Genomic DNA, 20,856 nt, shown 5'->3' with positions numbered 1-20,856 from the left:
TCAAAGTAACTCACCATGACTGCAACTCGGATCCGTTTTTATCACAAGTGGTTTGCATTGATAACCGCCATTCAATTACTGATCTGGCTAGCAACGGGTGCCTACATGGTACTGATGGATATAGAGTTTATCCGTGGCAAACCACTGGTAAACAAAGCAAACACAGCTATGTACCAAGTTGACACTCCCGCCTACAGCTTTGCGGACTTTATCGAGGCACATCCCGATGCGACGGATATCAGCCTGTATGCGCATCAAGGCACACTCTACTATCGCGCCAATGTCGCGGGAAAATTGCAGCGCTTTAGCAGTAAGACGGGCGAAGTATTAACACAGCTTGATAAACAGCAGGCGCTCGAGGCTGCACAGCGAGTCTATACGGGTCAGGCTAAGATTATCGGCTCGACATTCATTGAGCAGAACGCTCCGAGTGAAATCCCTGCCCGCGTGCTCCCGGTTTGGCAACTGACGTTAGACGATGCCATGCACTCGACACTCTATATCTCGGCAGTTACAGGACAAGTGGTCAGCGCGCGCCATGATTATTGGCGACTCTTCGATCTGATGTGGATGCTGCACATCATGGACTACGAGACGCGGGAGAATGTGCATAATCCGTTACTTACGCTAATGACTAGCCTCGCCCTGTTGACGGCACTCTTTGGTATCGCCTTGGCCTATATCAGTTTTCGAAACCAAAATCGTGAGGAGCCAGTATGAGTCTCTCGACGCTTCGCCATACTGGCACCAAGCATTCCATCAGCTTGCTGCTGCAAACCTTACATAAATGGCTGGGGCTTATTGTTGGTCTGCAATTATTGATTTGGATCGTGACAGGACTTGCCTTCAACCTAATTGACGAGAGGTTTTTGGACGCGAACCCATATCGCACCACTCATAAAACGGCGAGTCCCAATACGGCACTCGCCCCCACGGCAGACCTACTGCAACAATACCAAACAGAAGGCATTATCGAACTTAAGTTAACCTCAGTGCTGAGCCGCGCCGTGTATGCGCTTACTACAACTCAGCAAACTCGCTGGTTTTGGGCGGACTCCCTCGAGCCGCTATCTTTGAACGATGACGAGATACTCGCGATTGCCAAACAGAGCTACTCAGGTTCGGCTGAACTCAGCACAGCGCAAATCCTCAGCCGCGAAACACCATTCGACGCCAATGGCCCAGTAGCCATGATCACGGCCGCGGACGAAGTTGGAACGCGAATTTATATCGATACTGTCTCGGGTGCGGTGCTTGCTCACCAGAATCGCCAATCGGATCTCAAGGATCTGCTCTTTATGCTGCATTTTATGGACTATGCTCCCGATAATGGCATTGGTTTTAATCACTTATTGGTACAAGTAGTCAGCATTGCCACGCTGTTGTTAGGTCTTTCGGGGATTTACATCCTTGGGCATAAATTTCATCAAGGTCAGTTATCACTGCCATTCTTGAAGCGAAAAACCCACAAAGGAAAACTAGCGCTTTTTACTCAGGCGGCTCAACCGCTCGCCGAATTTACCGATCTCAATGGCACATATTTAGAGAGCATTAATCGAGGGCGCGAAAGATTAAGAACCCAATGTGGCGGTGGCGGACGCTGCGGCCTGTGTAAACTCAGGTTTGTCGAGCAGCCACCCAGCCCCAATGATTATGATCTGGATAAACTCACCGCCACTGAGCTAGCACAAGGCATTCGCCTTGGCTGCCAACACGAAGCGCATCCTGGCAAACTTGAATTAGCCACCAAAGCCCAGCACAGAGATTGGTCACAGTCCGAGCGCTAGTGAGTGTCGCGCACAGGCTCAAATCGGCGTATAGTCTAAATATTGATCAAATCCGGCCGATAAAGGGTTAAGTGGTCAAAACCAAGGAGGCGCTATGAGTGGATTGGACAGTCTTTACGCTATGCTGGCCCAGCCAGTAAAACCCGTATTAACCCCAAAACGGATCGTTGATCAGGTGAGTAGTGCGACCGCCAATGCGCCCGATAGCCATGAAACACCACAGTCGCAATTACCGCCCACCTTAGATGCGAAAGTCAGGGAAAGGCGCAAACAGGATAATGCTAGTCGCAATAAAAAACGCCGCGCATCGGACAAACAACAAGACTTAAAAGAGGGAGTGGTGCTCGAAGTCACTGACGATTTAGCTGAAACAGCACAATCGCCCAGCAAGCATATCATCGACATCGAAGTTTAACGTGCTGACTGTTAAATGAATAAGGCGCAACCTCAGGGTGCGCCTTATGTGTTTCAAGCCTAAAAGAAACTAAGAACGGCTTCTGGCCACCGCATCTTGCCAGCCCGCATATAACCGCTCCCTTTGACTCGCATCAATATTCGGTTTGAAGTGTTTATCGATACAGGCCTTATGCTTAAGTTCGGTCACTGAGGTCCAAAAGCCAACCGCCAGTCCCGCTAAAAAGGCTGCACCAAGCGCGGTAGTCTCACACACACTCGGTCTTAAGACTTCAACATCGGTGATATCCGCTTGAAATTGCATAAGGAAGTCATTAGCTACCGCGCCGCCATCCACCTTAAGGGATTTAAGCCGCTCACCACTGTCCTTAATCATGGCATCGAGTAAATCCTTACTCTGGTAGGCAATCGACTCTAATGCTGCACGGATAATATGATTGCGATTAGCGCCACGCGTTAACCCAAACAGTGCGCCACGGGCATTAGGATCCCAATAGGGAGCGCCAAGCCCAACAAAAGCTGGCACTAAATACACCCCATTGGTATCCGCGACTTTAGAGGCAAAATATTCGGTATCGCTGGCATCGCGAATAAGCCCCAGCTCATCCCTTAACCATTGAATAGTCGCGCCGCCCATAAATACTGAGCCTTCTAGGGCGTAGTTCACTTCACCTTGAGCGCCTACCGCCACTGTGGTTAATAACCCATGGGATGATCGCACGGCTTTATTGCCTGTATTCATTAATAAAAAGCAGCCAGTGCCATAAGTATTTTTAGCCATTCCCGGCTCAACACAAAGCTGGCCAAAGAGCGCTGCCTGTTGGTCTCCCGCGATCCCCGCAAGTGGAATTTCGCTGCCCTCACCGGCAATACGGGTTGTGCCATAGACACTGCAAGAAGGTTTTACTTCAGGCAACATGGCGGCAGGAATATCGAGCGCCTCCAGCAGCTTGCTATCCCAACTCAGGCTGTGGATATTAAACAGCAACGTACGGGCTGCATTGGTGGGATCGGTCACATGGACTTTGCCTTCGGTGAGTTTCCACAGTAGCCAAGTATCCACAGTGCCGAATAACAGTTCGCCTCGTTTGGCCTTCGCACGCGCATCCGGCACATTATCTAAAATCCATTTGATCTTAGTGCCTGAAAAATAAGGATCGAGCAGGAGACCCGTATTCTCCCGCACATAATCTTCTAAACCTTGGGCCTTAAGTTGCTCACAGATCTCAGAACTGCGACGACACTGCCACACAATGGCATTGTAAACCGGTTTGCCTGTGGCCTTTTCCCAAATAATGGTGGTTTCCCGCTGATTAGTAATGCCAATCGCCGCCACTTCATCACTGTGAATGCCTGCTCTGGCGAGAGATTCAATCAACACAGAACTTTGGCTCGCCCAGATTTCCATTGGGTCATGTTCAACCCAGCCGGGATTAGGATAAAGTTGAGTAAACTCCCGCTGTGAGACACTGACAATATTGGCATCGTGGTCAAATACAATCGCCCTTGAGCTGGTTGTGCCTTGATCTAACGCCACTACGTATTTTTTCTGCACACTCTTTCCTTTCTTCAAGCCAAATCAACGCCATTGAGATTTTATGGTCAACATTATCGCCACAAAATTCCCTTGGGGTGAATATATTCTTAATGGCTGTCTTTGACCAGCATCGACCGAAACAGTGAATAAAATCAAATAAATCATTAAGAAGATACTCAGGTGTGTAGCGTGTCCGATGACATACTGTTTGCTAGGGCAGCGCTATTATCCGTTTATCTAGAATAAGGGCAGCACAAGTGCATACGCCCGCTTAATTGCAGCCAAAATGCCCCTAAAGCATCAATGCGCCCAACTCGCTTTGCAAATAAACAAATACCTTCTACGCTTTATATAATTAGAAAAATCTAATTGATAAGATTTAGATTATACAAAGACCAAGGCAGGTTCTTTGTTAACAATATCCATTCGGAGGAGTAGATAATGAAAAGAGTCATTGTAATTGGGGCGGGACTAGGTGGCGTATCGGCAGCATTTGAACTCAAACAGCGACTGCCTTCCGATTGTGAAATAGGCGTGATCAGTGAAGGGGCTGACTTCCAATTTGTTCCCTCAAATCCTTGGGTAGCACTCGGTGAACGTAAGCGCGAAGACATCAGTCTTCCAATTGGAACCTACTTAGCTAAACGTAAGATTAGTTATTCCGGTGAAGGGGTGACTCATATAGATCCCATGAATAGGCAACTCACCTTAGGGGATGGTACAACAGATAATTACGATTACTTAGTCATCTGTACTGGCCCAAAACTCGCCTTTGAAAACGTACCAGGCGCCGGTCCAGATGGTTTTACTCAATCTATTTGTACCATTGATCACGCCGAAAAAGCCTACGAATGCTTCCAACAACTGCTCGCTAAACCCGGCCCAGTGGTTGTCGGCGCACTACAAGGTGCAAGTTGCTTTGGGCCAGCCTATGAGTATGTGTTATCCCTAGAGAGCTTATTGCGTAAACACAAAATTCGTCAGCATGTACCTATCACTTTTGTCACCAGCGAGCCCTATGTGGGTCATATGGGCCTCGGCGGCGTGGGAGACTCTAAGTCACTTATGGAACACGAATTTAGAGAACGTAGCATCAAATGGATTTGCAATGCTAAAACGACCCACTTTGAATCAGGTATGGCTTATGTTGATGAATTAGATAGAAAAGGAGAAGTCGAATTTCAACATACTTTACCCTTCTCCCTTGCAATGTTTTTACCCCCTTTTAAAGGCAGTCCTGCGATAGCAGCAGTACCAGAACTGTGTAACGAGAAGGGCTTTGTACTCACCGACACGTTCCAGCGCTCACCACGTTATCCAGAAATCTATGCCGCCGGCGTGTGCGTAGCACTCCCACCATTGGAAAAAACTCCCGTACCCATTGGCGTACCTAAAACGGGTTTTATGATTGAATCTATGACCACTGCCATTGTGGATAATATTCTTTCCAGTTTAAAAGGCGAGCCTCCCAAGACCCATCCAACACTTAATGCTATTTGTTTGGCCGACATGGGAGATAAGGGTGCCGCCTTTGTGGCTCTCCCCCAAAATCCTCCCCGCAATGCTAACTGGACATCTATGGGTAAATGGGTACATGTGGCCAAAATTGCCTTTGAGAAATACTTTCTCTACAAAGTCCGCAATGGTACTAGCGAACCTATTTATGAAAAATATGTACTCGGCAGTTTAGGCATTCACCGCACCCATGAGCCTAAGGATCCGGAATAACAGATCAGCGTCAGACAAAAAAGCCCTGAAAAATTCAGGGCTTTTTTAATCAAACTTGATATTACATCTTGTAGCTCATTTGGATACCAGCTAACCAAACATTACCGCTCGCTTCACCGTTAAAGTTAACAGTCGCTAGGTTTAACAGATTTTGCTGTTCATTGATCGGAGCATCACCCGTAGCACGGATATAAGTGATCGCCAAATCAATATTGAGATTCTTAGTCGCTTGATAACCCGCACCAACAGAGAACCACAGACGGTCTGAGTCAGGGATAGTTGTCGTGCGCCACTCATCATTTGCGGCGGTTTTATCTAAGGCCACACCGGCACGCACTAACCATTCATTGTTCACTTGGTAAGTCGTACCTAAAGCAAAGCGCCAGTTATCTTCAAAGTGTTCTTCTTTTACTAGATCAGATTCTAAGCCGCCCTTTGGCTTAACTTCACCAGGGAAGTACGCCACTAACTGATCGAATACACTCCAATCAGTCCAGTTAACACTGGCGTGCATCGCCCATTTGTCGGTCAATTGATGATAAGACGACAACTCGGCAAACGCAGGCAACTCAAGTGGTAAATAACCTTCGATTGACAGATTTTGACCACCATCATAAATCACACCAGAAGCATGACCATCTAAGTCAAGCTGCACACCACTGTGGTAAGCCAAACCTAAACGATGAGCAGGGTTAATTTGCCAGCTAGCACCGATTTGCCAACCGTAGCCAATGTCATCACCCTTCATGCTTTTGAGTTCAGTGCCACCAGGAGGCAGCATACCAGCTACTTGTGGAGGTAAACCGGGTTTAATTTTATCCACCCAGCCCGGTAACGAAGCACCGATTTCACCTTCGCCATAAACGATACGCACACCACCACCAACACTAACCGCATCATTGATGCGATAGGCAATGTTTGGATTAAACTCAACAGTAGTGACCGAGGTCTTGTTACCAAAAATAGCCGCAGCATGGGTCGCAGGCAATTCAGTGGCAAGACCATAATTCGAGTTAACTGCCAGACCCCAAGTCCATTGGTCATTCAACTGATTGGAATAATAAAAGTTAGGTACCAAAGCGTCATCGGCTACGTCGATAGCATCACCGTTCATCACGATTGGATTTGGACCAAGCAGAGGTGAGCTTAGGCTCACGTCACCTTTCACATCTACATTGGGCATCACATAGATACCACCAGCAGATAACTGACGACCTTCTAAATAGGTCAGCATCGCAGGGTTGCGCGCTTGTGCCGAAGCATTATCAGCAATTGCGGCTTCACCGGCGAAGGCGCGGCCTAAGCCAGTTGCCGAGTATTCGGCAAGTTGAAAACCTGCGGCATACACTTGAGTCGTTGTGCTTAATAAGGCTGCAGTCACAGCCAAGGTCAGAAGACGTTTTTGCATTGTTATTCTCGAAAAATATTATTGTTATCTGTGCCAGTAACTTGGTCACAATGGCGTTCACACAAAATAGAGCAAACACTCCAGATTGAATGCACGGCAGTTTACCGATGCAGAAGATGTTTGCAACAAGCTGGAATAAAACAGATAAAAAAACTAGGCAAAACAACCTAATCAATATTTTTAGTGAGATAAATCACTTTTAAAACAAGAATAATCAGTATTTTTTCAACAAGATATTTGCTGAAAGCATTTTTAAAGCAACACCAAAAATACTTAAACCAATTTAAAAACAATACACTAAACCACAAAAAACCTATAAACACCTGTAAGCCATTTTATCTATTAAAATTCAGCATAAATCACTGGCATTCATTTTGTTTGCGATACAGAAAAGCCATCATCCATTTTAAATCAATAAATACAATGCATTAGACTTAAACACTTAAGCATAGATAATAAAAACGCCTAGTTTTCGAACTAGGCGTTTAAGATTAACTTCTATTAAGGTACAAGTGTTCGCTGAATGCTTAACATCGCCAACTTGGGATTTGTGATTCGTATTCGCTGATCTGCATTCCGTGGGACAAGGTCAAGCCAATGGCATCTAAACCATTTAGCAATTTATGCCGCGCCGACTCGGCCAACGTAAAGCTAAACTCAGCTCCCGAAGGCGATGTCACCTTACAAGTCGTTAAGTCGACGGTGATTTGTGCGCCTTCTTCACTCGCCACCTCATCCATTAACTGACGCACTTCATTCGCGCTCAGCTTCACCGGCAACAAACCGTTATTGATGGAGTTTCCATAAAAAATATCAGCAAAGCTCGGGGCAATAATGGCGCGCAGACCAAAATCCGCTAATGCCCATGGGGCGTGTTCACGGCTGGAGCCACAGCCAAAGTTTTCCTGTGCCAGCAGAATCGACGCACCGCTATAGCGAGGCTTATTTAGAGTGAAATCAGGGTTAGGCACATCCCCGGCATCATCGAGATAACGCCAGTCGTGGAATAAGTGCACCCCGAATCCATCCCGCGTCACCTTAGATAAAAATTGCTTCGGGATAATTTGATCGGTATCGATATTGGCGCTGTCGATCATGACCGCAAGCCCGGTATGGCAAGTAAAAGGTTGCATTAACTTCTCCTCTTGGGATGACGGTTAGTAAGGTTTACGGATATCGACAAAATGCCCAGCAATCGCCGCTGCAGCAGCCATCGCCGGACTCACCAAGTGCGTGCGACTACCACGGCCTTGGCGCCCTTCGAAGTTACGGTTGCTGGTCGAGGCGCAGCGATCACCCGCTTCTAATCTGTCATCGTTCATCGCTAAACACATAGAGCAGCCCGGTAAACGCCATTCGAATCCGGCATCAATAAAGATTTTATCTAACCCTTCGGCCTCGGCCTGTGCTTTCACTTGGCCAGACCCCGGCACTACGATTGCCGTAACGCCCGCAGCCACTTTGCGCCCTTGCGCCTGTTTCGCCGCACTGCGTAAATCTTCAATCCGCGAGTTAGTGCAAGAGCCGATAAAGACTTTATTAATCGCGACGTCTGTCATCGGCGTACCAGGAGTTAATCCAATATATTCCAAAGCTTTTTCCATACTAGAACGAATCGTTGGATTGGTCTCATCAGCAGGATTAGGCACGGGCGCATCGATGGCAACCACTTGCCCAGGGTTAGTACCCCAAGTCAATTGCGGCGCGATATCGGCCGCATCTAACACGACAGTGGCATCAAATTCAGCGCCAACATCGGTTTTCAGCGCCTTCCAGGCGGCGACGGCTTGTGCCCAATCTTCGCCCTTTGGCGCAAACTCACGACCTTCTAGGTAATCGAAAGTGGTTTGGTCCGGCGCGACCATGCCAGCCTTAGCGCCCATTTCAATCGCCATATTGCAGACTGTCATGCGCCCTTCCATCGACAGGGCTTCAATAGCCTCACCACAAAACTCAACCACATAGCCAGTACCGCCATCCATACCAATCTTACCGATAATCGCCAATACGATATCTTTAGCGGTGACACCATCGGTGACCTGACCACGGACTTCGATTTTCATGGTCTTGGCTTTTAATTGGCGCAGGGTTTGGGTCGCCAATACATGCTCAACCTCAGATGTGCCAATACCGAAGGCCAGAGCGCCAAAGGCGCCGTGGGTCGCGGTGTGAGAATCACCACAGACAATCACTGTGCCGGGTAAGGTAATGCCAATCTCAGGCCCCATCACATGCACAATGCCTTGATTCGGATGGTGAATGTCATATAAGCGCACGCCGAAGTCTTTACAGTTTTGTGCCAAGGTCTCAACCTGAGTGCGCGCCATAGGGCTTAAAGCATCTAGACTGGCACTGCGTGTCGAAGTGTTGTGATCCATGGTCGCGAAAGTTTTCTCTGGGGCGCGTAACTTACGCCCAGCCACTTTTAAGCCACTAAAGGCTTGAGGCGATGTCACTTCATGGACTAAGTGTCTATCGACATAAATGATTGGCGCTTCGCCCTCTGGGGTTGCCACAACGTGGGCATCCCACACTTTTTGATACAGGGTTTTCGGAGCGGTTGATGTTGAAGGAGTCGTCATTACACACCTGCCTTAACTGCATCGGCGATAAAGTCGCCCATTTCGACTGTCGATTTGGCCTTATGGCGTTGGTCGCCACTTAATAGCTCACCGGTTAAATAGCCAGAATTCAGTGCCTTACTCACGGCGCGCTCAATGGCACTCGCCGCCTCTTCTTGTTTAAGACTGTGACGTAGCATCAGTGCGGCCGACAGAATTTGTGCAATCGGGTTAGCGATGCCCTTACCCGCGATATCCGGCGCACTACCACCAGCGGGTTCAAACAAACCAAAGCCAGTGCTATTCATACTCGCTGAAGACAACAAGCCCATGGAGCCAGTCAGCATGGCGATTTCGTCCGATAGAATATCGCCAAACAAGTTAGAGCACAGCATCACGTCAAACTCATCGGGGCGGCGTAGCAACTGCATAGTCGCGTTATCGATATAGATGTGTTCCAGTTCAACATCGGGGAAGTCCACCGCCACTTCTTCTACGACTTGGCGCCACAGCACCGAACAAGCTAAGACGTTTGCCTTATCGACCGAAGTGACTTTTTTACGGCGTCCGCGGGCGGCTTCAAAGGCAATGCGCGCAATACGGGCAATCTCGCGGCGGCTGTAACGCATGGTATCGAAGGCTTCTTCGCTCTCACCTTCACCTTGGCGCCCCTTAGGCTTACCGAAGTAGATCCCACCCGTTAACTCACGCACGCAGAGAACATCGAAACCTCTAGCAGAAATATCGCTGCGCAGCGGTGACATATGTTCTAAACCATCATGCAATTTTGCCGGGCGCAGGTTACAAAACAATTCGAAATGACCACGTAATGGCAATAATGCACCACGCTCTGGCTGTTCATTGGGCGGTAGTTTTTCCCATTTAGGACCACCGACAGAACCGAATAGAATGGCATCGGCCGCTTCACAACCTTTCAGTGTTGCTTCAGGCAATGGACAACCATGATTGTCGATAGCGATACCACCGACATCATATTCAGTGTATTCAATATTAAGACCAAAACGCGCCTCAACCGCCTTTAACACCTTACGTGCCTCGGCCATCACTTCTGGCCCAATCCCATCCCCGGCTAATACTGCAATTTGATAACTCATACGCCCGCTCACTCCTTCAATGTGAAAACTTTATGCTCGATATCGCCTGGGTTACACGCCACCCAGCTCTCTGTTTTTATGCATATTCTGTTTGTAATCTGCGACCTTATCGGCGCGGCATGTCAAGTTCATCACATGCACTAACGCACGGGCTGATGCCTCAACCACGTCGGTCGCTAAGCCGACACCGTGGAAATTTTGTTCATGGTACACCGCGGTAATGTCGACCTGACCCAGGGCATTTTGCCCTACGCCTTTCGCACCTAATTTGTAGCTGATGATATCGATACGACGGTCCGTCGCACGGGCGATAGCGTTATAGGCAGCATCAACAGGGCCATTGCCTGTGGCGGCCTCAGTTTTAATCTCACCGCCGACATCGATGCGTACAGTGGCCGTGGCCACGCCTTCGGTGGAGTCGGATTGGACTACTAACTGCTGTAATTGATAGAAATTATCTTCCGCCGCTTGCGCCTCCATAAAAGCTAAGGCTTCTAAGTCATAATCAAACACTTGACCCTTTTTGTCGGCCAAATGTAAAAACTGTTCGTACAGGGCATCCAGATTGTAATCCTGCTCGCTGTAGCCCATTTCCTCCATGCGATGCTTAATCACATGACGGCCTGAGCGCGAGGTCATATTCAGGTTATTGCGATTCAGACCAATACTTTCTGGCGTCATGATTTCATAAGTGTTTTGCGCTTTTAACATGCCATCTTGGTGAATCCCCGAAGAGTGGGTAAAGGCATTCGCGCCCACAATCGCCTTATTCGACTGGATTGGCATATTGCATAACTGGCTGACTAGATTCGACGTGCGGTGAATTTCCTTCGCATTAATCCCCGTTTCAAACCCTAGCAGGTTCTTACGAGTTGCTAAGATCATGGCGATTTCTTCTAGGGAGCAGTTACCCGCACGCTCACCAATACCGTTCATGGTACATTCGATTTGGCGCGCGCCATGCTGCACAGCAGTAATCGAATTGGCGACAGATAGACCTAAATCATCGTGGCAGTGAACGGAGATAATGGCTTGATCGATATTCGGTACGCGATTAAACAAGGTTTGAATAATGCCCCCAAACTCGCTTGGCACTGTATACCCCACGGTATCGGGGATATTGATGGTACGAGCGCCAGCGTGAATCGCCGCTTCTACCATACGGCACAGGTTGTCGATTGGCGTACGCCCTGCATCTTCACAAGAGAATTCAACATCATCGGTAAAGCGACGGGCATATTTCACCGCACCGACCGCCATTTCCAATACTTGATCGAATGAACGCTTTAACTTGCTCTCCACATGGATGGTCGAGGTGGAGATAAAGGTGTGAATACGGAACTGTTCGGCGACCGATAATGCCTGGGCGGCGGCATCGATATCTTTTTCCAAGGCGCGGGATAAGGCGCACACGCGGCTATTTTTGATGGTACGGGCAATGGTCTGCACCGACTCAAAATCACCGGGTGACGACACCGGAAAACCGACTTCCATCACATCCACACCGAGACGTTCCAACGCCATGGCGATCTGTAACTTTTCTTTGACCGACAGGCTTGCCGCTAACGCCTGCTCGCCATCACGTAAGGTGGTATCAAATATAATTACTCTGTTAGACATCTCGCTTCTCCATGGAACGTCACCGTTCATTATTTAACTTTTGCCGTATTCAGATACAAAAAAACCCCGCAACATTGGTGCGGGGTTTATGAGTGTTTTGCCTTTCTATCGAGCGAGCAACACTAAGACCTCCGCGTTTGTGGCGCGAGAGAGAGAAGGAGGAGGTCGAGTTTGCTGCTAATTCTATTCATTTAAATTAAATATTTATTCTATTGACTCAAAATAAGGACGGTTAATATTTAACTCGCCAAGCACAATGTGTCAACCCCAATTTTTTTCATGTTCAGCGTTATACTTTCCCCTAAATAGCAAAATGTCAGCATTCTATCTAAAGAGATAGTTGTTAATCCCTTGCTAGCGAATAAGAATTAATAAATTGGACTCGCTCAAATTTATAACAAAAAAATCATTTTTTATGCAAAAAAGCATAGAGACACGTTATAATCCACGCCTGCAGTTACGGATTGTTGAATCGATGCACGGTATGGAGCAAAAAATGGATTTTCGCGTCTTAGCACTTAGCCTGTTTTTATGGCTATTCCCTTTATGGGCCAGTGCTAACGACCAGTTAGATAATCTCGCAGAGATGGTTTATCAGTACCCCACCAAGGCCTTAGCGCAAATTACCGCATTAGAAAAACAGCAAACATCGGATAACACCAATGACATCAATCAACTTCGACTCAACGTATTGAAATGTCAAAATTTTCTACAGCTTGGGGAAAATGAAGCGGCAATTAACCTTGCCCAGATGGGTGAGGCCAGCGCTAAGCAGCTTAAGCTCGATCAAGCTCGCCCCTACTTTTTGAATTGTCAGGCCGATGCCTACCTCAATTATGATAATATCCAAGATGCTTTACCCTTGCTCGACTCTGCGATTACTCTTGCCAGACGTTATCAGCAACCTCAAGCCCTGATCGATGCACTAAGGCTAAGAGGACAACTCGATACCAATACCGATAACTTTTCCTCCGCCATCGAAGATTTACGTATCGCTCTCGATATCTATCCCGATATCAATTCACAAACACAAAATTGGGTGTGGCCACCGCAGGCCTATGTCTATGCCGCAATGGGCAATTTACTCTACGCAACCAACGACTTACCCCAAGCGATGTATTACACTAAGCTAGCGTTAAAAAGTGCGGATGCCAAAGGAAAAGTCCGACATGTGCTACTGCGTAATGCTGCTCGAATCGCGCTTGACAACAACGATCGTGAATACAGCGATCAATTGGAAAAACAAGCAAAAATTTTACTGCCAGAAATAGGCTCTCCACTCGAACTCGCCTATAGCTATGCCATTTTGGCTTCAATCGCCCTCGATAAAGGAAAAATCGACACGGCCGAAGAATATATCTCCATTGCAATGAACACTTTTAAGCAACAAAACCAAAAAGTTGCCATGATGCGTTCTACACGTTTACTTGCTCAGATTAGATTTGCACAGAATAGAGATGAAGCGGCAATCACGTTGATGCAATCCGCTATAGAGCAAGGAGAGGCACTAAAACAGTATACAGACCTAAAGTGGTTTTACGGCATTTTGAGCGACTACTATCAAACCCATAATAACTACCAATTGGCCTACGAGTTTTTACAAAAACGCTTCGATGCAGCTGAATTAGCAAATGAAGCTACCAATAACACCCGAATTTTGCAGTTTAAAGCCAGACTCAATCAACAAGGATTAGAACATGCTAACAGTGATGAGCAACATAGTCACACTTCATTATTAAATGATTTAAACCTTGATTGGGCCTATAGCACATTATTTTTAGTGATTATGGCACTCACTGGCAGCGCTATTTGGTATTTTATTGATAAACAAAATAACCGTGCACCAGCAGCCGATGCTAGCCCCAAAAATATTCCACCACTAGAACAACTTGAACTAACACTCCACAGCGCTAAACAGGGTGATTATCCGCTGTCATTATTGCTGCTCAATGCCAGCCAAATTCGTCAAGTCGACTTACCGGGATTACTAGACAAGCTGCAAGACAAATTGCGGGAACAAGACAAACTATTACGCTATTCCATCGATGAGGTCGTTATCGTTCTACCCTATACTTCTGCCGTGGGCGCGCAACGAGTCGTCAACCAAATCACCCCAACCATTCAGACCTTACAAGGAACAAGTAAGGTGAATATTGGCGTTGCAGTAATGCAACAGTTTGATACTTTGGAATCTTTGGTTAAACGCGCTAGCATCAATCGATTAGGCAAACTCAAGGGCAGCGAGCCACTAAATAGTTATTCCCCCGCTAAATAGGCGGCAATTTCATCGAGGAAATCGTCACCAAATCGGCTGAGTTTGCGCTCACCGACGCCGTTGACCGCCAGCATTTCACCGGGGCTGGTCGGCATCATGGCTGCCATTTCCGCTAGGGTCGCATCGTTAAACACCAGATAGGGCGGCACATCCTGCTCCTCGGCAATCGTGCGACGCAGGGCTTTTAGCCTCGCAAACAGTTTGCGGTCGTAATTCAGCGGTGCCCGCGATTGAGTGACTTTGCGCTTAATGTTGGTCAGTTGAATCCGTGGTTCCGCCAACATTAGCGCCACCTCGCCCTTAAGGATCGGTCTTGCCGAAGGGTTTAAGGTGATGGACGAGCCCCGCGTAATATCTTGGCTCGCAAGCCCCAAATGGATGAGCTGACGGATAACGCTCAACCAATATTCATGGCTTTTGTCTTTGCCTATGCCCCAAGTGCTGAGTTTATCGTGCCCTCTATCCACAATCGCGGCGCCCTTGGAGCCACGCAAGACTTCAATCAAATGATTGATACCAAAACGCTGTCCGAGCCGATAGATGCAAGATAGCACCTTCTGCGCATCCTCGGTGCCGTTATAACGTTTAGGCGGATCGAGACAAATATCGCAGTTGCCGCAGGGCTCTAACGCGCTCTCATCGAAGTAATGCAGCAATACTTGGCGACGACAGGTTTGCGCCTCTGCAAATGCAGCCATGGTATTGAGTTTATGGAAATCCACCTGCTGCTGTGGCCCTGGCTCCGACTGTTCGATAAGATGGCGCACCCGCCCAATATCGGCAGGATCAAACAGCATAAAGGCTTCGGCCTCGAGTCCATCGCGCCCCGCTCGACCAGTTTCTTGATAATAGGCTTCGATGCTCTTAGGGATATCGTAATGCACCACAAAGCGCACGTTGGATTTGTTAATTCCCATGCCAAAGGCCACGGTGGCAACCACAATATCAATTTGATCTTTAAGGAAGCTATCTTGTACTTCGCCGCGTTCTTCTGGCGTCATGCCCGCATGGTAAGCCTTAGCATGAAACCCTTGCAGCGTGAGTCTTTCTGCCACCTCATCCACACGGCGACGGCTGCTGCAGTAGACAATGCCGCTACTGCCATTTTGTTGCAGTAAAAACTGCCGTAATTGATTCGCGGCATTGAGTTTTTCGGCAACCGTATAACGAATATTAGGCCGATCGAAACTCGATAGTAACCTAAAGGGATTAATCCCTAGGCGCTCGCAAATATTTTGCCGCGTCGCCTGATCCGCTGTGGCGGTGAGCGCCATCATGGGCACATGGGGGAAGAGCTGCTTTAACTGGCCAAGGGCGGCATATTCAGGACGAAAATCGTGTCCCCATTGACTGATGCAGTGCGCCTCATCAATGGCAAACATGGATAGCGGCAGGGAGCGCATGCGCTCGATAAAATCGCCAGTAAGTAACCGCTCAGGAGACACATATAGCAGTTTTAGCTCGCCTCGATGCAGCTGCCTCAGCACCTCTACACTCTGCTCCCGCGGCTGCGAGGAGTTTAAATAGGCGGCATTGACCCCCGTCTGCAACAGGCTGTCGACCTGATCTTTCATTAATGAAATCAGCGGTGATACTACGATAGTGATGCCAGGCATCAGCAGTGCGGGCAACTGGTAACACAGACTCTTACCGCCGCCAGTGGGCATGATCACAAGGCAGTCCTCACCACTGCATACACGTTCGATAACCTCGCGCTGACCGTCCCTAAAATCACGGTAGCCAAACACCTGCGCTAGGCGTTGCGACAGCGGATCATCATGTATGTCGAGTAACTGAGTTTCCATGGATCTTCTAGCTAAAAAGTAAGGGCGCCTATTCTAAAGGACAGAATCGCTCCTGTCTTGCGCCATCTTGCTCAAACTGACCCAGCGCTAACAACTAAGGCTTAGGCTGCTACCACGACTCATCACAACACCTAAGACGATTTGCCCGCACAAAGGCTTAAGTTGCATTAGGCATAGGCTTGGCTGTAGATTAATTGCTCTAAGTCGAACGCTATTGCACACGCTTCGACCCTATTCTAAGAAGCCCTACAGCCAACAAGGACGAACAGCATGACAAACCCAATTCAAGCCGAAGTACTCAAACGTGTTGCCGAAGTGTTTGATCAGCACGTGCCGTTTCATAATTTATTGGGTCTGGATATCAAACGCTACGACATAGATGGCGTCGAAGTGGTGATCAATATGAAGCCAGAACTCATTGGCAATATTCACCAACAAATTCTCCACGGTGGTGTCACCGCCACTGTGCTTGATGTGGTAGGAGGGCTCACCGCCTTTGCAGGACTGGTTGCGAGTCGTGATGATTGGACTGTGGAGGAGTTACAACAACGGTTGCAGACCTTAGGCACTATCGATATGCGCGTTGATTACCTGCGCCCCGGGCGTGGACAGGTTTTCACTGGCACGGGCAGCGTGATCCGTGCTGGCAATCGCGTCTCGGTATGTCGCATGGAGCTTCATAACGAGCAAGGAACCCATATCGCCTTCGGCACAGGCACTTATATGGTTGGCTAGTCCGTTGTCACACATCGTTTTTTAGAATTTTTTTACCGCATTCATCATCGATAAGCTAAAGGAAAACACCTTGATTATTCAGGTGTTTCCCTCTACTTTTTGCTGAGCACTGGTTATTAGAGACATCCTGTAACGAAAAAGGCGGCCGCACACACCTTGAGTCAATTCCCATAGCCTCCTACAATCGCCGTCCTGTTGTCCTTCGAAGATGTCTCATGCCTGATACTGAATACCGCAAAGGGATCCTACTCGCCGTCAGTGCTTACTGTATGTGGGGATTTGCGCCCTTATATTTCAAACTACTCCACCATGTTTCGGCGACCGAAATTTTACTGCATCGGGTGATCTGGTCATTTGTGTTTATGGTGATCATCATGCTGTTTATCGGTGGCTTTGGAAAGCTGCGTCAACTGTTTAAACAGCCAAAGCAGCTACTCGTGCTCACCATCACCTCCCTGTTGATTGCCGCCAACTGGTTGATTTTTATCTGGGCCGTGAATAACGATCATATGCTCGATGCCAGCTTGGGTTACTTTATTAACCCCCTACTGAATGTGCTGCTCGGCATGCTGTTTTTAGGTGAAAGATTACGTAAGTTGCAATGGTTTGCCGTCGCGCTGGCGAGTGCTGGCGTGCTTATTCAGTTGATTTCATTCGGTTCTATTCCCATTGTCTCCCTCGCCTTAGCGGGCAGCTTTGGGGTATATGCGCTGCTGCGTAAAAAGGTCAATGTGGATGCTAAATCGGGTCTGCTAGTCGAAACCGCCATTCTGCTACCGGTCGCATTGGTTTATCTGGTCGCGACTTTAGATAGCGCCACGGCGAATATGCTCACCAACGATTGGCACCTTAATTTGTTGTTGATGGCGGCGGGGATTGTTACCACAATTCCACTATTGTGCTTTGCTGGCGCAGCGGTACGTATTCCATTGTCTATGCTCGGCTTTTTCCAATATATCGGCCCGAGTATTATGTTTATCCTCGCGGTAACCTTATTCAATGAACCCTTTGATGCCGAGAAGAGCATCACCTTTGGCTTTATCTGGAGCGCCCTGCTGGTGTTCACCTTCGATATGGCCTATAAACGCAAAACGGCGCGATAACATCACGCCGTAGCCAATAGTTACAGAAGTAGCCGTTAACCTTAACAGCTATTTTTGTAGCTGGCTGATAAACTTTTCACCCTCGGGCACAGACAAGAGCAGATTATAGCCTCGCGTCGTTGGCACTAACACCAAGTCGGATTTATCCGTCACTGCGACAAATGCCTTGCCCTTCCCTTTTAGGTTAAACCAGCCGAGTTGAAAGCCCGGCATACCTATGCCGTTGGTTTTAAAGCTGAGCGTTAAATCCGGTTCCTGCTTCAAGTCGATAATGCGCGCCTGCTCGACCAGCAGCTCGGATCGTGCTAAATGCACTTTATAGAAGGGAATATCGAGTTTCAGCTCAGTGTCGGTTAACGCGATTTCAGCATTATGGGATTGATAAAACACCCAAGAAAATCCGCCGATCATCACTAACAAGATGCCTAAGCTCGCCGATTTAGCCACTTTAGGCATGGGTTTAACCCACAACATCCACAATACGCCAGCTAAACCTAACAGCAAGATAATAAAGCTTAAAATGGAGGTTTGAGTCAGAGGTGCGAGAGAGAAAAACTGAGTCACCATGGTGGGCAGTCCTTGAGGAACAAAAGCTTAATCTGCCAATAAAGACATATTATGTCAACAAAAATGCCAGCGCTAGACTGGCATCTTATCAAGCGTGAAAAGCTTACAGATCGAGTGCGAGAATTTTAGAGCGGCGCTGATAGTTATACAGCTGCTTTTTCTTCTGCGGCAATGCATCCACATCTTCAATCACAAAGCCATGCTCTAAGAACCAGTGAATGCTGCGGGTAGTCAAGGCAAACAAACGCGAATAACCACGGCTACGCGCCTGACCTATAATATTTTTCAGCAACAAACTGCCCCTATCGGCATCGCGATAATCTGGGTGCACTACCAAACAGGCAAACTCCCCGGCGTTATCCTCTTCAAAGGGATACAGGGCCGCACAGCCAATCACTAAGCCATCACGCTCAATCAACATAAACTGCTCGATCTCAATCTCAAGCTGCTCACGACTCCGGCGCACCAAAATGCCCTGCTCTTCCAGAGGACGGATTAAATTGAGGATTCCACCAATATCACTAATCGACGCGCGGCGCAGACGCTCAGCGCTCTCTGTTACGATTTGCGTACCTATGCCTTCACGGGAGAACAACTCCTGCAGCAAAGCGCCGTCATCGAGGTAACTGACCAAATGACAACGTGGCACACCATTGCGGCACGCATCAATACTCGCCTTGAGGAAAGCCATAGTGCCCACACAGGCTGAACCTTGCTCAGCAAGCTTAGTCAGAATGTTTTGCGCGTCATTTGGCATTAATTCGGCAATCACATCACCATTGCGATCGAGGATGCCGTTTTGCGAACTAAAGCCAATCATCTTATCGGCCTTCAGCTTGATCGCGACTTGAGTGGCAATCTCTTCGGCGGTGAGGTTAAAGCTTTCGCCAGTGACGGATGCAGCAATCGGCCCCATCAACACGATACAGTGGTTATCGAGCTGACGCTTAAGCCCTTGAGTATCGATACGGCGCACTTTGCCGCTTAAACAAAAATCCACACCATTATCGACTCCCAGAGGCTGGGCGATCACAAAGTTACCGCTGACTAAGTTGATTTGCGCGCCTTGCATCGGCGTATTACTGAGGCTCATCGATAAACGTGCGGTGATATCAAACTGCAATGCGCCCGCGACCTGCTTGATCACTTTAAGCGAGTCTTCATCGGTGATACGTACACCTTCGTGGTAGGCGGGTTCAATTCCATTGGCTGCCAATGCTGCATCGATTTGCGGCCTCGCGCCATACACCAACACCACTTTAATGCCTAAACTGTGCAGCAGGGCCACGTCATTTAAAATGCCGCGAAATTGATTTTGTGCTAAAGCCTCGCCACCCAACATCACCACAAAGGTTTTCCCTCTATGGGCATTGACGTAAGGGGCAGAATGACGAAATCCATCAACCAGTTCAGTGGTACGCACGCGTTGTTTACACCTCATATTTGCGCTGGCAATGCCAATATGACACACCAAGAGTGAATGACTAAAACCCGCGTATAGTATTGCATTTTAATTCACCAATAAAGAATTTATTCTCACAAAAATACAGATTTAATACAATAAAGTGCTTATATTTTCAAAAAACTGCATTCCAGATAAATATTCACATTTTTTTAACTCGATGTGCTTTAGCAATACAGGCCAAGTATGGGACAGATTTATCTCAACTTGATGACGAGAAGCCGAAAAAAGGCCAAAAAAAAGCCCCTTAGATAAGGGGCTTTTCTCGAAACACTAAACAAGGATTACTTGATTTTTGCTTCTTTGTAGATAACGTGCTGACGAATAACTGGATCAAATTTTTTGATTTCCATTTTTTCTGGCATGTTACGCTTGTTTTTTTCAGTTGTGTAGAAGTGACCAGTTTTAGCTGTAGAAACTAATTTGATCTTCTCACGATTACCTTTAGCTTTAGCCATGATCTATTACACCTTCTCGCCACGGGCACGAAGTTCAGCAACAACAACTTCAATACCTTTCTTATCGATCAGACGGATACCTTTAGTAGATACACGTAACTGTACGAAACGTTTTTCTTCTTCTAACCAGAAACGGTGGTTTTGCAGGTTAGGTAAAAAACGACGACGGGTCGCGTTTTTTGCGTGCGAACGGTTGTTACCAACCATCGGCTTCTTGCCAGTAACTTGGCATACTCTTGACATGTCAGTCTTCTCCAAAAAACAATTTTAACGCTCGAGCA

The 20,856-nt window shown here is 47.7% G+C and carries 18 protein-coding genes; 7 read left to right on the top strand and 11 right to left on the bottom strand.

Going from position 1 to position 20,856, the window contains the following annotated elements; genetic code table 11:
• The first annotated feature begins 15 nt into the window (after window positions 1-15).
• From EYR25_RS20450 to EYR25_RS20440, 3 genes are all read left to right on the top strand, one after another.
• Window positions 16-720, top strand: coding sequence for a peptidase (locus EYR25_RS20450; RefSeq protein ID WP_133182566.1), 705 nt, complete (start codon window positions 16-18; stop codon window positions 718-720).
• Window positions 717-1,787, top strand: coding sequence for a PepSY domain-containing protein (locus EYR25_RS20445; protein WP_133182564.1), 1,071 nt, complete (start codon window positions 717-719; stop codon window positions 1,785-1,787). Before EYR25_RS20450 ends, EYR25_RS20445 begins: the two co-directional genes overlap by 4 nt.
• A 94-nt stretch (window positions 1,788-1,881) precedes the next feature.
• Window positions 1,882-2,202, top strand: a complete 321-nt coding sequence (locus tag EYR25_RS20440; RefSeq protein ID WP_133182562.1) for a hypothetical protein — start codon at window positions 1,882-1,884, stop codon at window positions 2,200-2,202.
• A gap of 69 nt (window positions 2,203-2,271) precedes the next feature.
• On the opposite strand, the gene glpK is transcribed toward EYR25_RS20440, so the two are convergent.
• On the bottom strand, window positions 2,272-3,756 hold the full coding sequence (gene glpK, locus EYR25_RS20435) for a glycerol kinase GlpK (protein ID WP_133182560.1): 1,485 nt from the start codon (window positions 3,754-3,756) through the stop codon (window positions 2,272-2,274).
• A 423-nt stretch (window positions 3,757-4,179) separates the two neighbouring features.
• Here glpK and EYR25_RS20430 point away from each other — a divergent pair, with 423 nt between their 5' ends.
• Entirely contained in the window at window positions 4,180-5,466 is a 1,287-nt protein-coding gene (locus tag EYR25_RS20430; protein WP_133182558.1) for an NAD(P)/FAD-dependent oxidoreductase, read from the top strand.
• 61 nt (window positions 5,467-5,527) lie between these two features.
• On the opposite strand, the gene EYR25_RS20425 is transcribed toward EYR25_RS20430, so the two are convergent.
• The 5 genes from EYR25_RS20425 to leuA form a co-directional block, all read right to left on the bottom strand.
• Window positions 5,528-6,874 (bottom strand): outer membrane protein transport protein, encoded by a 1,347-nt coding sequence (locus tag EYR25_RS20425; RefSeq protein ID WP_133182555.1) that lies wholly within the window; start codon window positions 6,872-6,874, stop codon window positions 5,528-5,530.
• A 527-nt stretch (window positions 6,875-7,401) separates the two neighbouring features.
• On the bottom strand, window positions 7,402-8,007 hold the full coding sequence (gene leuD / locus EYR25_RS20420) for a 3-isopropylmalate dehydratase small subunit (protein ID WP_023265756.1): 606 nt from the start codon (window positions 8,005-8,007) through the stop codon (window positions 7,402-7,404).
• Between the two features lie 24 nt (window positions 8,008-8,031).
• Window positions 8,032-9,456, bottom strand: a complete 1,425-nt coding sequence (gene leuC, locus EYR25_RS20415; protein WP_133182553.1) for a 3-isopropylmalate dehydratase large subunit — start codon at window positions 9,454-9,456, stop codon at window positions 8,032-8,034.
• On the bottom strand, window positions 9,456-10,550 hold the full coding sequence (gene leuB, locus EYR25_RS20410; RefSeq protein ID WP_133182551.1) for a 3-isopropylmalate dehydrogenase: 1,095 nt from the start codon (window positions 10,548-10,550) through the stop codon (window positions 9,456-9,458). Before leuB ends, leuC begins: the two co-directional genes overlap by 1 nt.
• 51 nt (window positions 10,551-10,601) lie before the next feature.
• On the bottom strand, window positions 10,602-12,170 hold the full coding sequence (gene leuA, locus EYR25_RS20405; protein ID WP_039977290.1) for a 2-isopropylmalate synthase: 1,569 nt from the start codon (window positions 12,168-12,170) through the stop codon (window positions 10,602-10,604).
• A gap of 496 nt (window positions 12,171-12,666) precedes the next feature.
• On the opposite strand from leuA, the gene EYR25_RS20395 reads away from it, so the two are divergent.
• Complete coding sequence (locus EYR25_RS20395; protein ID WP_133182548.1) at window positions 12,667-14,445, top strand: diguanylate cyclase domain-containing protein; 1,779 nt, start codon at window positions 12,667-12,669, stop codon at window positions 14,443-14,445.
• On the opposite strand, the gene recQ is transcribed toward EYR25_RS20395, so the two are convergent.
• A complete protein-coding gene (gene recQ, locus EYR25_RS20390) occupies window positions 14,427-16,250 on the bottom strand; it encodes a DNA helicase RecQ (RefSeq protein WP_133182546.1) in 1,824 nt (607 codons plus the stop codon). The genes EYR25_RS20395 and recQ overlap by 19 nt on opposite strands.
• A 270-nt stretch (window positions 16,251-16,520) precedes the next feature.
• Between recQ and EYR25_RS20385 the strand changes: the two genes are divergently transcribed.
• Entirely contained in the window at window positions 16,521-16,985 is a 465-nt protein-coding gene (locus EYR25_RS20385; RefSeq protein ID WP_011624318.1) for a thioesterase family protein, read from the top strand.
• 215 nt (window positions 16,986-17,200) lie between these two features.
• On the top strand, window positions 17,201-18,088 hold the full coding sequence (gene rarD / locus EYR25_RS20380) for an EamA family transporter RarD (protein WP_133182544.1): 888 nt from the start codon (window positions 17,201-17,203) through the stop codon (window positions 18,086-18,088).
• Window positions 18,089-18,136: 48 nt separating this feature from the next.
• Here rarD and EYR25_RS20375 read toward each other — a convergent pair whose 3' ends face one another.
• From EYR25_RS20375 to rpmB, 4 genes are all read right to left on the bottom strand, one after another.
• Window positions 18,137-18,655 (bottom strand): PH domain-containing protein, encoded by a 519-nt coding sequence (locus tag EYR25_RS20375; RefSeq protein ID WP_133182541.1) that lies wholly within the window; start codon window positions 18,653-18,655, stop codon window positions 18,137-18,139.
• Between the two features lie 103 nt (window positions 18,656-18,758).
• Entirely contained in the window at window positions 18,759-20,078 is a 1,320-nt protein-coding gene (argA, locus tag EYR25_RS20370; protein ID WP_039977292.1) for an amino-acid N-acetyltransferase, read from the bottom strand.
• A 323-nt stretch (window positions 20,079-20,401) separates the two neighbouring features.
• Window positions 20,402-20,575, bottom strand: a complete 174-nt coding sequence (rpmG, locus tag EYR25_RS20365; RefSeq protein WP_006079871.1) for a 50S ribosomal protein L33 — start codon at window positions 20,573-20,575, stop codon at window positions 20,402-20,404.
• A 6-nt stretch (window positions 20,576-20,581) separates the two neighbouring features.
• Window positions 20,582-20,818 carry a 50S ribosomal protein L28 gene (gene rpmB / locus EYR25_RS20360; protein WP_006079870.1) on the bottom strand — a complete coding sequence of 79 codons (237 nt, stop codon included), beginning with the start codon at window positions 20,816-20,818 and terminating at the stop codon, window positions 20,582-20,584.
• Window positions 20,819-20,856 lie beyond the last annotated feature (38 nt).

The organism is Shewanella decolorationis (assembly GCF_004354305.1).
GTDB lineage: Bacteria > Pseudomonadota > Gammaproteobacteria > Enterobacterales > Shewanellaceae > Shewanella > Shewanella decolorationis.
This window is presented reverse-complemented; position numbering and strand designations above follow the sequence as displayed.